Annotated in this window: 15 protein-coding genes; all 15 read right to left on the reverse strand. The window is 65.3% G+C overall.

The window, feature by feature from the left end; translation table 11 throughout:
* Nucleotides 1-3: 3 nt before the first annotated feature.
* The 15 genes from fliR to fliF all read right to left on the reverse strand — a co-directional run bounded on the left by fliR (nt 4) and on the right by fliF (nt 15,104).
* Nucleotides 4-756, reverse strand: a complete 753-nt coding sequence (gene fliR / locus PMI42_RS03485) for a flagellar biosynthesis protein FliR (RefSeq protein WP_008130647.1) — start codon at nt 754-756, stop codon at nt 4-6.
* Nucleotides 753-2,834 carry a flagellar biosynthesis protein FlhA gene (flhA, locus tag PMI42_RS03490; RefSeq protein WP_035964403.1) on the reverse strand — a complete coding sequence of 694 codons (2,082 nt, stop codon included), beginning with the start codon at nt 2,832-2,834 and terminating at the stop codon, nt 753-755. The genes fliR and flhA overlap by 4 nt, the downstream gene beginning before the upstream one ends.
* Before the next feature lie 77 nt (nt 2,835-2,911).
* Complete coding sequence (fliQ, locus tag PMI42_RS03495) at nt 2,912-3,178, reverse strand: flagellar biosynthesis protein FliQ (RefSeq protein WP_008130649.1); 267 nt, start codon at nt 3,176-3,178, stop codon at nt 2,912-2,914.
* Nucleotides 3,175-3,597: a flagellar hook assembly protein FlgD gene (flgD, locus tag PMI42_RS03500; protein WP_008130650.1), complete on the reverse strand. Its 423-nt coding sequence runs from the start codon at nt 3,595-3,597 to the stop codon at nt 3,175-3,177. Before flgD ends, fliQ begins: the two co-directional genes overlap by 4 nt.
* A gap of 15 nt (nt 3,598-3,612) precedes the next feature.
* The gene (flbT, locus tag PMI42_RS03505; protein ID WP_008130651.1) at nt 3,613-4,023 is read right to left on the reverse strand and encodes a flagellar biosynthesis repressor FlbT; all 411 of its coding nucleotides are present in this window, start codon (nt 4,021-4,023) and stop codon (nt 3,613-3,615) included.
* Nucleotides 4,023-4,367 carry a flagellar biosynthesis regulator FlaF gene (gene flaF / locus PMI42_RS03510; RefSeq protein WP_008130654.1) on the reverse strand — a complete coding sequence of 115 codons (345 nt, stop codon included), beginning with the start codon at nt 4,365-4,367 and terminating at the stop codon, nt 4,023-4,025. The genes flbT and flaF overlap by 1 nt, the downstream gene beginning before the upstream one ends.
* A 68-nt stretch (nt 4,368-4,435) precedes the next feature.
* Nucleotides 4,436-5,482 (reverse strand): flagellar hook-associated family protein, encoded by a 1,047-nt coding sequence (locus tag PMI42_RS03515; protein ID WP_008130655.1) that lies wholly within the window; start codon nt 5,480-5,482, stop codon nt 4,436-4,438.
* A 3-nt stretch (nt 5,483-5,485) separates the two neighbouring features.
* Complete coding sequence (gene flgK / locus PMI42_RS03520) at nt 5,486-6,961, reverse strand: flagellar hook-associated protein FlgK (protein ID WP_008130657.1); 1,476 nt, start codon at nt 6,959-6,961, stop codon at nt 5,486-5,488.
* A gap of 34 nt (nt 6,962-6,995) precedes the next feature.
* Nucleotides 6,996-8,225 (reverse strand): flagellar hook protein FlgE, encoded by a 1,230-nt coding sequence (locus tag PMI42_RS03525; RefSeq protein WP_008130659.1) that lies wholly within the window; start codon nt 8,223-8,225, stop codon nt 6,996-6,998.
* Between the two features lie 125 nt (nt 8,226-8,350).
* Nucleotides 8,351-8,932 carry a transglycosylase SLT domain-containing protein gene (locus PMI42_RS03530; protein WP_008130660.1) on the reverse strand — a complete coding sequence of 194 codons (582 nt, stop codon included), beginning with the start codon at nt 8,930-8,932 and terminating at the stop codon, nt 8,351-8,353.
* Nucleotides 8,883-10,259, reverse strand: a complete 1,377-nt coding sequence (gene fliK / locus PMI42_RS03535) for a flagellar hook-length control protein FliK (protein WP_008130661.1) — start codon at nt 10,257-10,259, stop codon at nt 8,883-8,885. Before fliK ends, PMI42_RS03530 begins: the two co-directional genes overlap by 50 nt.
* Nucleotides 10,256-11,473, reverse strand: a complete 1,218-nt coding sequence (locus PMI42_RS03540) for a chemotaxis protein (protein WP_008130662.1) — start codon at nt 11,471-11,473, stop codon at nt 10,256-10,258. Before PMI42_RS03540 ends, fliK begins: the two co-directional genes overlap by 4 nt.
* Nucleotides 11,470-12,768: a MotB family protein gene (locus PMI42_RS03545; RefSeq protein WP_008130663.1), complete on the reverse strand. Its 1,299-nt coding sequence runs from the start codon at nt 12,766-12,768 to the stop codon at nt 11,470-11,472. The genes PMI42_RS03540 and PMI42_RS03545 overlap by 4 nt, the downstream gene beginning before the upstream one ends.
* Before the next feature lie 6 nt (nt 12,769-12,774).
* A complete protein-coding gene (locus tag PMI42_RS03550) occupies nt 12,775-13,479 on the reverse strand; it encodes a hypothetical protein (RefSeq protein WP_008130665.1) in 705 nt (234 codons plus the stop codon).
* Entirely contained in the window at nt 13,476-15,104 is a 1,629-nt protein-coding gene (gene fliF / locus PMI42_RS03555) for a flagellar basal-body MS-ring/collar protein FliF (protein ID WP_008130668.1), read from the reverse strand. Before fliF ends, PMI42_RS03550 begins: the two co-directional genes overlap by 4 nt.
* Between the last annotated feature and the right edge of the window lie 331 nt (nt 15,105-15,435).

The raw sequence follows: 15,435 nt of genomic DNA on the forward strand, positions 1-15,435 counted from the left end.
CGCTCATTCCGCCAGCCACGACGAGACGCCGAGCATGAATTGCGTCAGCAGTTCGTCGCTGGTGAGGTAGAGCAGCAGGAAGCCTCCGAACAGCACGAAGGGCACCGAGATGAAGTAGACGGGAATGGCCGGGGTCAGCTTGTTGATCAGGCCGACCGCCAAATTGACGATGACCGAATAGACGATGAAGGGACTGGTGATCCGCAGCGTCAGCACGAACGCCTCCGACAGGCGGCCGACGAGCTGGTCCAGCGCCATGTTGCCGCCGAGCCGGTCGCCGGGATGCCAGACGTCATAGGAGTTCATCAGCCCGCGCAGCACCTGCCAGTGCTGGTCGGTCATGAAGAACAGCGTCGTGACGGACGCCATGATCAGCGGCACCAGAGCCGGCGCCGGATCGGTGTCTCCGACCGGCGTGCCCGGGATATTGCTCAGCCCGATCGCACCCGCCATCATCGTCGCCATCGTCTGGAGCGCGAGGAAAAACACGCGTCCGCCGAGACCGATGACGCTGCCGACCAGGACCTCGGAGCCGATCAGGAGCGCCAGCGTCAGCGGCGCCGCGTTCTCCGTCAGCGGTTTCAGGACCGCGATCAGGATCGGCGTCAACGCAAACGTCGTGACGAGCGCGACGAACAGGCGGATCTGGGCCGGAACGTTGACGCTGGAATAGCCGGGTACGAACATCAGGCAGGCGCCGATGCGGCAGAACACGATGAAGGTCACCAGCACGCTGTCGGTGAGGCTGCTGATCACGATATGGCTCCGAGCGCTCTGATCTCGGCGCTGCGCGCGACCTCGACATGCGAGAGGATCGGCAATGTCGGGAACACCCGCTCCAGGATCATCCGGACATAGGGACGGGCTTCGGGGGTCACCGCCAGCACCACGCTGGTGCCGTTCTCGGTGAACTTGCGGATCGCCGCGCTGGCCTCCGTCGCGAACTGCTCGATCAGGCGGGGATCGGCGTCGAACTCGACGACGTCGCCCTTGGCGTCGCGCTTGAGGCTCTGGTGGAACGCAAGGTCCCAGCGATTGCCGAGGCGGACCACGTTGAGCACGCCGTTGTCGGAGAGGTCGCCGCAGATCTGCTGCGCAAGACGCGTGCGCACGTGCTCCGCGACCTGCTCGGAACGCCGCACATGCGGTGCGATCTCGGCGATGGCTTCGAGGATCAGGTGGAGGTTGCGGATCGAGACGCGCTCGGCCAGCAGGATCTTCAGGATCGCGAGCAGGCCGGAATAGGAGATCTGCGACGGGCAGAGATCCTCGACCAGGCGCTTGTACTCGGGATCGAGCCGGTCGAGCAGCCCGCGCATGTCCTTGTAGGACAGCAGCTGGGCGAGGTTCGCCCTGAGCACCTCGCTCAAATGCGTGAGCAACACCGACAGATTGTCGACCGGCTTGCAGCCCTGGCGCTTGACCTCGTCGGTGAACGCCTCCGTCACCCACAGTGCCTTCATGCCGAAGGCGGGCTCGATCACCTCTTCGCCGGGCACGTCGGGCTTGCCGTCCTTGTCGACCAGCACCAGCACCTCGCCGAGCCTGAGCTCGCCATGGGCAACGCGGGTGTCGTGAATCCGGATCTGATATCCCTTCGGATCGATCGACAGATTGTCGGTGAGCTTGATCTCGGGAATGACGAAGCCGTATTGCTTGGCGAACTTCTTGCGGATCTTGGCCACGCGGTGGCCGAGCTCGGTGCGCGAGCCCAGCAGATGGACCGAAAGGTGGCCGCCGAGCGCCAGCTCGATCTCGGCAGTCTTGAGCGATTCCTTGACCGATTCCTTGGCGTCGGCCTGGGCGCGCTCGTCGGCCTTGCGCGCATCCTCCTTCTTCTCCCGCGCCGCCTGCCGCTTCGGCAGCGAGTAGCCGACGAAGGCCATGATGCCACCGAGCAACACGAAGGGCGCCATCGGCAGTCCGGGCATGATGGCGAGCACGAACATCATCAACGACGCCGCCGACACCGCACGCGGATAGCCACCGAGCTGCCGCAGCACGGCCTGCTCCGCCGACCCCCTGGTGCCGCCCTTGGAGACGAGAAGGCCCGCCGACAGCGACACGATCAGCGCCGGCATCTGCGTGACCAGACCGTCGCCGACGGAGAGTTTCGTGTAGACGTCGGCGGCGCGCGACAGCGTCAAACCGTGATGGGTCACGCCGATGATGATGCCGCCGAAGATGTTGATCGCGGTGATGATCAGGCCGGCGATGGCATCGCCGCGGACGAATTTCGAGGCACCGTCCATCGCGCCGAAGAAGGAACTCTCCTCTTCGAGCTCGCGGCGCCGACGCTGGGCTTCCTTGTCGTCGATCAGGCCCGCGGACAGATCCGCGTCGATCGCCATCTGCTTGCCCGGAATGGCGTCCAGCGTGAAGCGCGCGCCGACTTCGGCGATACGCGTCGCGCCCTTGGTGATCACGACGAAGTTCACCGTGACCAGGATGGCGAAGATGATCAGGCCGATGACGAAATCGCCGCCCATGACGAACTTCGAGAAGCCGGCGACGACATGACCCGCTGCGGTTTCCCCCTCCCCGCCGCGCGACAGGATCAGGCGGGTCGTCGCGACGTTGAGCGCCAGCCGCAGGATCGTCGCAATCAGGAGCACGGTCGGGAAGGCGGAGAAATCGAGCGGCCGCTGGATCCACAGCGCGACCATGAGGATCAGCGCAGACAGTGCGATCGAGACGGCGAGGCCGAGATCGATCAGGATCGGCGGGATCGGCAGGAACAGGATCGTGAGCATGGCCACGATCCCGCCCGCGAAAAAGGCGTCCGCCCCGAGTCGTCGCGGGGTTGGCAGGCTAGCAGCTAGGGTATCGGCCATGGGTCACCGGCAGGGGGTCCGCCCCGTAATCTGCCGTGCAAAGCTTACGCGAGGGTGGTGGCCGGTCGCTTCGCGGATCAGAAGCCGCGCTCGATATGCGAATAGACCATCTCGGTGAAGGTGGAGAGATGCGCACCGATGAAGGAGCCGGAGATGGCGACGACCACGAGAATGACGATGATCTTCGGAACGAAGGTCAACGTCACCTCCTGGATCTGGGTCAGGGCCTGGATCAGCGCGATGATGGTGCCAACCAGCATCGCCGCACCGACCGCAGGTCCGGAGGCGACGATGATGGTCCAGATCGCCGCCTGGACGATGTCGAGGGCGTCCCGTTCGTTCATGACTGGCTGATCGTGAGCCCGGGCCCGACCGCGACCTTCGTACCGTCCTCGAGCGTCGCGATGGAGCCGTCGCTGTTGATGGAGACCGACGCGACCTTGCCGCTGAAGGTCGCTCCGGTCGAGTCGGTGAAGCTGACGGTCTTCCCGATCAGCCCGTTGGCCTGCGACAGCGACTGCGAGGACAAGAGCGAATCCAGCTTGTTGTTGGTCTGCATGGCCTGCTCGACCGACGAGAGCTGGGCGAACTGGCTCATATATTGCGAGGTGTCCATCGGATTGGTCGGGTCCTGATTCTTCATCTCCGCAATGAGGAGCTGAAGAAACGTATTGTAGTCGACGCCGCTGCTCGACGTGGACGATGTCGAGCTGGTCGAACTGGACGACTTGCTGGTGCTGTCGGTCGCGCTGGTGACGTTCATGTAGCCTCTCCGCTGTCAGGCAGCCTCGAATGGGGTATCGGTAGCGATGCTGGCCAGGATGGCCTGCTCCACCGGGAACAGCGCCCGGATCCTCTTGAGCGCCTCGAAGTAACGGGTCGTCTCGACCAGCTCGTCGACCGCGGCGAGCCCCTCCAGCATCTCGCGGCTTTCGCACACCGCGACCAGGGCCGCGTGATGCTGTGCGTAGAGCGCCGCCGCATCGCGGATGTCGGTCGGGTTCATCAGCATGAGCTGGACGATGAAATAGAGCTGCCGCATCGCCGTGGTGGCGTCGGACGCCTGCATGATCTGCCCTTCGAGCAGGAACATCACGTCGTTGACGAGCTCGACGGAGACCTTGCGGTCCACGCGAAGCACCGCGCCGTTGATGTAGATCCGTTCACCCGCCCGCAAGGAAATCTTCATTAGAGAGCGTCTCGGATCAGGCGGTTGATTTCGATGAGCTGGTCCACGTCGTTCGACCTCTCCTCGCGCAGGCGATCGGCCTCCCTGACCACCCACAAGCCGATCGAGATGATGTCGGCGCGCAGCTTCTCCGGGAGTCCGTTTTCCGGATGCGCCAGATCCTCGATGAAGATCGTCCACAGCCGCCGCACGTAGAGCAGGCTCTCGACCAGGTCATCGAAGCTGAAACGCCCCTTCTGGAGCCGTTCGAGGCGATCGATGCCGAGGCTGAGCGCCTGCCGCTCGCGGCCCCTCGCCTCGTAACCGCTATCATCGACGACCGCTTCATAGGCTTCAAACGTCATCAGAACCACTCTGCGCAGGAGACCGAACAACAAAACGAGGATTGCGAGCCTTACAAACGAGCTTTGGCTCAGAGATAGTTGATGAGGCTGATTTTCTGGAGCTGCGACGTCAGCGCGAGCGCCGTCTGGATCTGGGTCTGCAAGGTGTTGACGCGCACCGACGCTTCCGCCGGATCGACCTTCTCGATGCCGACGATCTGATTGTTCAGGATATCCTGCTGCGCCTTGAGCTTGTCGGTCGCGGTGGTGATCCGCTGCTGGACCGTGCCGACGCCGCCGCCGAGCGTGGCGAGGTCGGTGATCGCGTTGCCGACGAGACCGATGGCCTTGTCCACGACGACCTGGAACGTCTCCTGGCTCAGTGTCGTATTCCCGAGATCCGCCATCATGGTGTAGGCCTCGGCGAGCTTGCGGAAGGCGGTCTGGTTGGCGCTGACGGACGTATCGGCGACCTCGGTCGTGGAGATACGGCTCTGCATGACCTGGTCGGTGGCCGACGACCAATTGGTGTTCCAGGCCGGGCTCGCGAACTCGGCATCGAAAGTGGTGTCGAGGAAGGTCTGCATCTGGGCCGGAGTAATGCTGCTCACGCTGGCCGAGGATTGCGAGAAGCCGAAGGTCGCCAGGAAATCGGCGTCGACCTGGTTCTTGCTGGCCGAGCCCGGGGCGTAGGCCGTGACCGGCGTGTTCTGCGTGTTGATGCCCGAGAAGAGGTACGAGCCGTTATAGGAGACGTTCAGCGCGCCGATCAGATCCTGGAGGTTGGAGGACGCGGGCGGCAGGATGATCCGGCCGCCGCCGTCGGTGCTGCGGGCCGCGATCAGGTCCTTGAGGAAGGAGGTTGCGGTCGTGGTGAGCTGGGTGATCCGGTTCTGGGTCACGTCGAGGCGTCCCGCAACGAGCCCATTGGTATCGACGAGCTGATCGGCGAAGCTCAGGTCCGCCCGCAGCGTGAGGTCGCTTCCCGTCGTGGCACCGAGCTCGAGGCCAACGTCGGCGAAGCGGCCGGTGGTCGCCTCCGTCGACGCCTTGCTCAGCGCAGCCTGGTTGTTCGTGATCGAGGACCTCAACGACGACGACAGCATCAAGGTCGAGATGTAGTTCGCGCTCATCATGGCTTAATTCCCCACGGCGGCCAGCAGGCTCTGCAACATTTCGTCGACGGTCGAGATGATCTTCGACGACGCCGAATAGGTACGCTCGACCTGAAGCATCAGGGACATCTCGTCGTCCATATTGACGCCGCTGACGTTCGACAGCGCCGCGGTGCTGCGGTCGAGCAGCGTTTTCTGGTAGGTGACGTTGGAGTCCGCGGTCTTGCGCTGGTTTTCGATCCAGCTCGTCGACGACGACGCGAAGTCGATCAGGCTGCCGTTCGGCTTGCCTTGCGTGGTTGCATCGAACGGCTGCGACGCGTCCATGCCGCCGATCAGCTGCTGCAGCCGGATCGAGTAGCCGGCATTGCCCGCGGTGTTGTACTGGTATGCGGCGCTGCCGCTGATCCCGCCGTCGCGCAGCAAATTCGGGTTGCCGCCCTGGGCCGGATCGACCGACGCGGCGACGCTGATCAGGCCGGCAAGGCCGACCGAGACGGTGGCGCTGGCCGGCATCGCCGGCGCGCCGGGATAGGTGAAGAGACCGGGAACGTCGGGCAGAGCCGAGGCGGTCTGATCGCTCTCCCTGAAGGTGTTGATCAGGCCGCGCGCGATTTCGTCGAGCTGGCTCTGATAGGTGACGGTGTCCTGGTCCCGCAGCTGGGCGAGGCCCGCGAGCTTGCCCGACTTCAGCGGCATCACGGAATTGGCGCCGGTCACCGGCACGCCGTCGACATAGACCGCATTGCCCGTGGTGCCGGCCGTATAGGCGTTGATGGGCGCGAAACTCACCGCACGCGCCGTCTTGTCGAACAGGACGGCGCCGCTGTCGGTATAGAGCGCCGCGTCTCCGTTCGGACGCAGCGACATCGTGACGCCGAGCTCCTGCGACAGCTGCGAGACGATGCTGTCACGCTGGTCGAGATAGTCGGTGATGTCGTCGCCGGAGATCGTGCCCTTCACGATCGCCGTGTTCACGGTCTGGAACTGGGAGAGCAATTGATTGATGTTCTGAACCGACACCTTCATGTCGGCATCCGCGGTTTCGCGGACCGACTGCACGGTCTCGGTCGCCTGGTTGAGGGCGGTCGCCATGTCCTTGGCGGACGTGACCGCCGCCTGCGCCAGCGTGGTGTTGTCGGGGGCGTTGGCGTATTGCTGGAGCGCCTGCTTCAGCGCATTGAGCTGCGCCGTCGGCGACTGGTCGAGCTCGGGATCGTCCACCGTGGCGGATGCGATCTTCTGGAGACCGTCATAGATCGCGCTCTGCTTGGCGGACGACGAGGTCGCGATCAGGACGTTGTTGTAGAGACCCGAGCTGGCGGCGCGCTGGATCGCCGCCACATAGACGCCGGTTCCGGGAAGGTTGTCCAGCACGGCAATCTTGCGCGAATAGCCGGTGGCGCTGGCACCGGCGATGTTGCGCGAGATGACCGACGACTGGATGCCCGACGCCATCAGCGAGGAGCGGGCGGATTCGAGTGCGGCGGTAAGGTTCATGATCTGCTCTTGCCGGGGACGAGCGCTGTTGGAATCAGCGCTTCAGGTTGACGACCACATCCAGCAGATCGGCGCCGGTCTGGAACGATTTCGAGTTCGCGGTGAAGCCGCGCTGTGCCTCGATCATCGAGGTCAATTCGTCGGCGAGGTCGACGTTGGAATCCTCCAGCGCGCCGGACTGGATCGTGCCGAGACCGCCCTGGCCGGCGAGGCCGACCTGCACGTTGCCGGAATCCAGGTTCGGCGAATAGACGTTGCCGACTTCGGGCGTCAGGTGGTCCGGGCTCGGCACGGTGGCCAGCGCGATCTGGAAACTCGGCAGCTCGGTGCCGTTCTTGAGCACCGCGGTGACCACGCCCTTTTCGTCGATATTGACCTTCTCGACCGCAGACGGGGCATTGCCGTCGACCGTCGCCTTGAAGTCGAAGGCGGAGGCGACTTGCGTCATCGCCGCCAGGTCGATGTTGAAGGCGCCGGAACCGCCGGGAATCGCGACCGAAAGCGATGTCGGGCTGGCCGCGGCGAGCGCACCCTTGCCGGTCGCGCTGACGTCGAAGGTGAACGTGGTCGTGGGGCCGGGCGTCGTCAGGGCGGTTGCACCGTTGTAGACCTGGATATCCCAGGTGTTGGCGCCCGTCTTCGCGGCGTAGACGTCGAGCGTCACGGCATTGCCGATGTTGTCGTAGGTCACCATCGACGTCTTCGAGGTGTAGTTGGCCGGGCCTGCCGGCGCCGCGATCGCGGTTGCGCTCGGATCGAGGTTGGCGGCGACCGTCGCCTTGGTCGACGGCGCAGCCTGGAGCGCCATTGTGTTGACGTTGATGACCTGGAGGCCGCCGAAGCCGTTGGCGGCGACGGTGGGCGTGGCACCGTTGGCGATGTTGTAGCCCATCAGCTGGAAGCCGGCGGCGTTGACGAGGTTGCCGGTGCTGTCGGGCACGAAAGCGCCGGCACGCGTCAGGAAATTGTTTCCGTTCGAGTCCTGCACGACGAAGAAGCCGTTGCCCTGGACCGCGAGATCCGTCGTCGAAGTCGTGAACTGATAGTTGCCGGCATCGGAGATGGCGTAACGCACCGTGGTCTCGACGGCGCCGGAATCGTAGTTGCCGGATCCACTCTTCAGGATCAGCGACGAGAACTCGGTCGAAGCCCGCTTGTAGCCGGTCGTGTTGACGTTCGCGATGTTGTCCGAAACCGTCGACAGCTTGTTGGACTGCGCGTTCATTCCGGAAACGCCGGTGCGCATAACACCATACAGGCTCATGAATTAGGCTCCTTTGGTAGGTTGAATCTACAATGCGGGTTCTTGCTTGCGCGGGGCTGATGATTGGGAACCATGCACAACTTTGAGGTCGGCCTGATCATGTGGTCCTAATCATGTGGTCTTGGTCATGTGGTCTTGGGTTGACAGAACGAGCGCGCGTTGTCGGTCCATGCGCCGAAGCCGCTGGACACGAGATGCGCGACGATGTGACAGACGTAACGCTTCTGCGCCGGCTGGTTGTTGGGGCCGGCATTGTAGCGCGCGACCGCCATGGTCCAGCTGCCCTCGCGCTGCTTCAGCTCTTTCAGGAAGCGCGCTGCATATTCCACGTTCTTGGCGGGATCGAACATCGCGCGCACCGAGGCGAACTTGTCGCCGTGGTAATAGTGGTTGATCTGCATGCAGCCGAGGTCGATCAGCTTGACGCCCTTGGCGCGCATCGCCTCGAAATTCGCGATCGCATCGTTCATGTCCTTGGCGAACACGGTCTGGCCTTCCGCGCCGAGCGCGTAAGGATAGAGCGCGCCGCGGCGCCCGGTCTCGGTGAGACCGACCGCGTAGAGAATGCCGAGCGGAATCCCGTGCTGCTGGGACGCGCGCGCCATCTCGCGCTCGCAGGGGCGCGCGGTGTCGGTCGCCGCCGTCGCGGCGCCCGCGTTACAGATAAACAGGGCCGCGACGAGTCTGCGGCGCCACGTCCTGGTCATGACGCGTCTCCTGGTTGGACTGGCGCTCCTGGCGGGCCTGCTTCGCGCCGCCGTCCGATTGTCCCGACGAATTGCCGGCGCCGTCGAACGTGCCTTGCGATTGCGACGAGGGCTGTTGCTGGCTCGCGAACTGCGGCTGCGACTGCGACTGGCCGGAGCCGCCCTGGAATCCGTCGAGCGAGCCGTGCTGGACCGGCGCGACGTCGGCGACGTAGCCTGCCGATTGCATCAGTTCGCGGATCGAGTCGCGCTGCTGGTCCAGCATCTGGCTCGTGTCCTTGCGTTCGGCGGCCAGATGCACGGACACTTCGGTGCCGACGAGGCGAAGGCGAACGGTGACGTTGCCGAGCTGCGGCGGCTCGAGATTGATGGTCAGGATCTTGAGCGGCTGGTCCGGCGCATTGGTCTGGGACGTCGTCAGGTCGGCGGCGACGGACGCCGTCGGTGCGGCGGTGTCCTTCAACTCGGCGACGACCGCGTTGGCGACCTGTTGCGGGGCATTGAATTGTGCCGGCGGCAGATGAGTTTCCTGCTGGACCACGGTGACCTTGGTCGCTTCGGGCAAGGCATCCCGCGCCGACGCCTTGACGGCGCGTTCCACATTGGCCGTGACGGCCTCGAAGCCCGATGTCGCAGGCATTGCCTTCGGCGCCTCCTCGCCGCCTTGCAGCGGTGTCGATGCCGGAGTTGCCGCCGTTTGCGACGCCGCGCCCTGCCCGCGCGTATTCGCTGGCGCGGCAACCGATGGCGCGGTATCGACCGCGGCCGCCTTCGCCATGCCGACGCTCTGGACGTCCCGCTTCGTGGTGGACGATCGCTCGTCGCGCGCGGGCGCATCCTTCCTGTCGCCCGCCGACAGTTGCGTCTGCGGCTGCACCTGCGGCGCGATGACCGGCACCGCGGCGAGTGCCTGCCCGACGATCGCAGACATGCCCGATCGGCTCTGGACGTCCGCCTTCACCAGCTGGTCGATCGGATCCTGCTTCTCCGACGGCTTGTCGGTCGCCTGATCGGAGGATGTGTCGGCCGACTTCGGCGTCCCGGCCGCGTCGGTGCGATCCTGCACCGTCTCGTCCTTCGATTTGTCCTGCTCGGCCGGATGCACCAGGCGCGTGCGCAACGTTCCTGCCTTCACGGTCGTATCGCCGCCTGCATCGTTCAGGGCGCGTTTCGCCATGCTCGAGACGGTGTGGAGCAGATCGTTGAACGACGAATCCGCCTGCGATTTCGCACCGGCGCCCTTCGCCGAACGCGATGTCCCGCGCATGTTGAGACTCTCGGCGAGGCCGGAGAAGAGCTGTCCGGTGGTTCCGCTGAGCTTGGTCATGGACGGCGATCCCTGGTGAGAAGTTCGAGTTCGCCGAGCTGCTTCTGGGCGCGCGCAAGCATCGCGGTCGACGATGCGAGATCGACCCGCGCCGGCGTTGCCGGAGGCTTTTCGGCCGCGGCGGCGGCTCCCCCGGCGAATGGCTTGCGCATATCGAGCGCGAGCTGGACGGTTGCATTCAGGAGGGGAAGATCGCGCTCGGGCAGTTTTGAGCGGTCAACGGCCTTCAGCTCGGCGAGACCGCCGTCATATTCGTCGCCGAGCGCCCGCGAGGCGCCGCGGAAGAAATGCGCACGCTCGCGCTCCGCCGAAGCATCGGCGCTGAGCGCCAGCGCCCGCTCGCCGGCAAGCCGGGTCACGGTGATCCGTCCACGCACCATCGCGGTACGCGCGATCACGAGATAGAGCTTGAGACGGCTGCCGCGATCAATCTGCTCCAGCAGGGTGACGACCCGTGCAAAGCGGCGGTCGTCGAGCGCCAGGCTCGACTGCGTCAGGCCAGTGGAGAAGCGTTGCCAGAAGTCGCCGGCATAGATCGAGTTTCGATAGTGGCGAATATAGGCCAGCGTCAGGAACTCGAACTTGTCGAAATCCTCCGCCTGCCCGATCAGCAGGATCTCGCGCCGCAGCGCCGCCTCCTCGACGAGCGTGCCGGGCAGGAGCAGGCGCGCGTCGTCGAGCCGCTCGATCGCGAGCGATGCCTCGGTGCGTGCGAACAGCGCGCCCTGGACCAGCGCGACCTGTCCGCCGAGGCCCGACGGAATCGTCCGCGGCTTGACGTCCTTGAGCAGCTCGCGCGCTTCGTCCTGATGGCCTTCGACATAGGCGAGCGCGCCATCGAACAGCCGCCCGTCGACATTGATCTTGTCGCGCGGCAGTTTACGGACCACTTGCGGCGCGCCGCCGCTGAGCAGGTAGATGACGACGGCCTGGCCGTTCTGCGGATTGCTCCACACGCCCGGATCGGCGGCGAGGAACTTCTCGCCGATCAGCCGGATCAGCGCGATGTGGCTGCCATGCGCCGCAGTGTCGCCATTGGCGATGCCGTCCTGCACCGCCTGCAATCCGCGCACGAGCTCATAGGGTTCGTTCGACGTCGATGCCGGCGCAGGAACCGGCACCGGTGCAGGAGCTGGCGCCGGGTCAGCCGAGACACGCACGGCCGTCAGCGGCAACGCCATCAGCAACGCTGCGCAGAGGAGCGGCCTGATCAAGGACGCTTCTCCCGGATCAGGATCTCGATCCGGCGGTTCTGCGCGGCCGCCGGGTCGCTCGGGAGTTTCGGCCGCCGGTCGGCATAACCTTCGACGTGCTCGATCCGCAGCGCGTCGATGCCGGAGCGAACCAGCATGTAATAGGCCATCTGCGCGCGCGCCGTCGACAGCCGCCAATTGTCGTAGGTCTCCGACTTGTACGGCCGGTTGTCGGTGTGGCCGCGAACGATGATCATGCCGGGACGCTTGGCCAGCAGCGGCCCGATCTTGTCGATCACGCGGATGAGCTCGGGCCGCGGCTCGGCCGATCCGACCGCGAACATGCCGAAGCTGGCATCGTCGGTCAGGCTGACCAGGAGGCCTTCCTCGACCTGACGCACCTCGGCCACCGGTCCCGCGCCGGCCTTGATGTCGGACAGGGCATCCGCGACCGCGGATTGAAGCTGCTTGACGGTCGGCGGCTGGGGCTGTGCGACGTCGCGCGGTTCGGACTCCTTCGTCGCGTCGCTGGGCCGCGCGGCAGCGTTGGCCTGGGCACCGCCTTCGCGGGAAGATGGCGACGGCGCGGGCCCGGGCGGCAGCAGCGGCGACAGGCTTGCCGACGCAGCATCCGCGTTCGGGGCCACGCTTCCGCCGGCATCATCCGTCCTGGCCCGGCGCGGCTGCGGCTCGGCCGGACCTGCGCCGGACGCGCTGTCGCGCGCCGTCGCATTCGGCTTCGGCTCGCTCTCGATGATGCGATCCGCATCCTTGGCTGCCTGCGGCGCCAACTTCCAATAGCCGGGATCGAAAGGATCCCGGTAGGCGTCGCCGCCCTTGAGACCATCTTCTTCGGCGGACGTCAGCGCGCCGGCGCGGCGCTGGCCGGAGGCTTGGTTCGCACTGTTGGCGATCTCGGCAAGCGTCGCATAGGGATCGCGGAACAGCACCTTCTCTTCGAAGGACGCCGGCTTCTCGGCCGTCGGCGAGTCGCCGCGACGTTCCTCGTTCGGCCCCGCCGGTTGACGCCGGCCGTCCTGGCCTTCGAACGCCGTCGGTTCCTTCTTGGAGAGGTCCTTGAGGCCCTTCGGTGCAGGAGCATTCTCGGCGAGCTTGATCGGATTGAAATAGCTCGCGACCACCTGCTTCTGGTCCTGGTTGAGCGCGTTGAGCAGCCACATGACCAGGAAGAACGCCATCATCGCAGTCATGAAGTCCGCATAAGCGATCTTCCAGACGCCACCGTGATGCGCCTCCTCCGCGAAGGCGCTGCGCCTGCGGATGATGACCAGCTCGTTCTTGACTTCTTCGACCATGGCGGACTACCGGCGCGCGTCCTTCAGGCGTTCGCCCCAGACCGCGATCTGCGTCTCGATCACGGTCTGGTCGGCGACGATACGGACCTCAGGGGTTTCGGCGACCTCGTACTCAATGCCGGTTCGCCGGGAAGCCTCGAGTTGCGTCCTGACGAGATCAAGCAGTTCGCTCGGGCCGGTGACCTTGAACACCGGTATCGGCGAATTGCCGGTCAGCGCCGCGATCTGCTCGACCAGCGACCCGATCGCCTTGTCGCGAACCGCATCCGCGAGGAACGGCAGCAAGATTCGTGCAACGGAGCTTGCGATGTTGCTCTCGATCTCGCGGCAAGCCGCCTCGAAGCCGCTCACGATCGCGCCCGCCTGCTGGTCGGACCATTTGGCGCGCTCCTCGCCGAGCCGGATCGCGCTGCGCACCCGCTCCTCGGCAACCCTGGCATCCCCTTCCGCAACGCCCGCGGCCTGGCCGCGACGATAGGCATCGTCGAGCAGATTGACCGGCGGAGCTTCCGCCTCCGGCGCCGGAGGCGGCGACTGAAGCTGCGGCTGCGACTGAGGCGGACGCTGCGGCTGGGCTTGCGGCTGCGGCTCGCGCCGGGCCTCCTTCGGCCTCGTCAGCACATCCTGGATCTTGGGCGGCGGAGGCGGCGGCGACTTGGCCCGGCCGTTTGCGTCGAACTGCGTCAGGAATTTTCCGATTGCCGCGTTCATGCCGCCTCCTCGCGTCGCATCCAGTCTTTAAGGATCGCTGCTGCCTGCATCTGATCGAGCCGGACAATCTGCTCCAGCCGCTTCTGCGGCGTCCGCTGCATCTTGCCTTCGAGGTCCTCGACGAGGTTGAGCTCGGGATCCTGGCTCTCGGCCAATGCAAGGGTCGCGGCGGCTTCGAGCTCAGCGGCCTCGGCCGCCTCGGTCTGCTCCTGTGCCGCGCGATGGGTGAGAATGCCGTTGACGGCCGGCCGGAGCCCGAACCAGACCAGCATCGAAGCCACGGCCAGGATCGTCACCGCGTTGATGACGCTGCCGAGCTGCTTGTTGATCATCTCGACGAAGCTGATCGGGGGCACCGGCGCCAGTTCGCGCGAGCCTTCGATGAAGTCGACGGCCGTCACCTGGATCTGATCGCCGCGTGCCTTGTCCAGGCCACCGGCGGTCGCCGCAAGCTGGCTGATCTCGGCGAGCTTGCTGTCGACGATGGCCTGGTTGCTCTTGTCGCCGAGATCGGCGACGAGCCGCGCGCGGTTGACCAGCACGGCGATGAAGAGCTTCTTGACCAGGTAGCCGTCGCTCACCGTCGTCGTGGTCTTCGACGAGACCTCGAAATTGGTGACGTCCTCACGGCGGGTCTTGTCCTCGCTCGAGTTCTTGGTGCCGCCGGCATTGACCTGCTGATCGGGAAGATTCTGCTGCACCGTGGTCGGGCTCGAACGGTCCGCGTTCTGCGACGATTCCTTCTCGCGGACGTTTCGCACCGAACGTTCCGCGCGGCTCTCCGGATCGTAGACGGTCTCGTTGGTCTGCCGCTTGTCGGTGGAGAGCTGCGGGGCGACGCTCACCTCGAAATTGTCCAGGCCCAGATACGGAGTCAGCGCCTTGCGGATGTTTTCCTGCACCATGCCGCCGACGGTCTTCTGGAGGCTCGCCATCTTGGTCGGCGCCGCGGTCGCCTCGTCTTCTTCCGCGAGCAGCATCGAGCCGTCGGCATCCAGCACCGTCACCTTGTCGCGGCTCATGCCGGGAATGGCGGCCGCGACGAGATGTCGGATCGACTGGGCGGTGCGCGCCTCGATTGCGCCGTCGGTGCGCAGAACGACCGAGGCCGAGGGCGGCTGCTGCGTCGCGCGGAACGAGCCGCGCACCGGCAGCACGATGTGCACCCGGGCCGCCTTCACGCCCTTCATCAGTTGCACGGTGCGCGCGATTTCGCCCTCGAGCGCCCGGAGCTTGGTCACTTCCTGCATGAACGAGGTCAGGCCGAGCGAACCGATCTTGTCGAACAGCTCGTAGCCGGAATTGGCACTGGTCGGCAGGCCCTTCTCGGCCAGCAGCATCCGCGCCTGCATGGTCTGGCTCGGGCGCACCGAGACGGCGTCTCCGGCCGTATTGACGTCGAAGGCGATATTCTGCTCGCGCAGCGCGGCGCCCATCCGCGTCACGTCTTCGCGGGAGAGGCCGGTATAGAGCGTCTCGAATTCCGGCCGGCTCAGATAATAGGCACCGCCGACGACGGTGACGAGAACGGCAAAGCCGATCAATCCCAAGGCCATCAGGCGTCGCGGACCAAGCTCCAGCAGATTATTGAGCAGTTGCTGTATCTGCGCACGACTGAACAGCATATGACCTCGTACCAATGCGAACGTAGAGGACACTCCGCTGCCAACCTTGTCTGAAGGTTGCGCGAGGACACGAATGTGTCAGTTCGCGGGCGAGGCGTTGTAATTTTACAAGAATCTGGGATCAGGCAATCGGTTCGGCGGCAACTGGCGAGCGCGCGGGCGCATGGCAGCGCGATCGGCTGCGGCGTGTTGCATGAAATCCGACGTCGGAAGGTCAATTGCGGGCACGTCATGTGCCGTCATGCCGCCAATCACGGCAGGAACCGTGCTCCCTCGGGAGCACGGTCGTTTTCCAAGCCGAAGCTTACTTGAACAGCGAGAGGATGCTCTG

This window comes from Bradyrhizobium sp. YR681 (assembly GCF_000282615.1).
GTDB lineage: Bacteria > Pseudomonadota > Alphaproteobacteria > Rhizobiales > Xanthobacteraceae > Bradyrhizobium.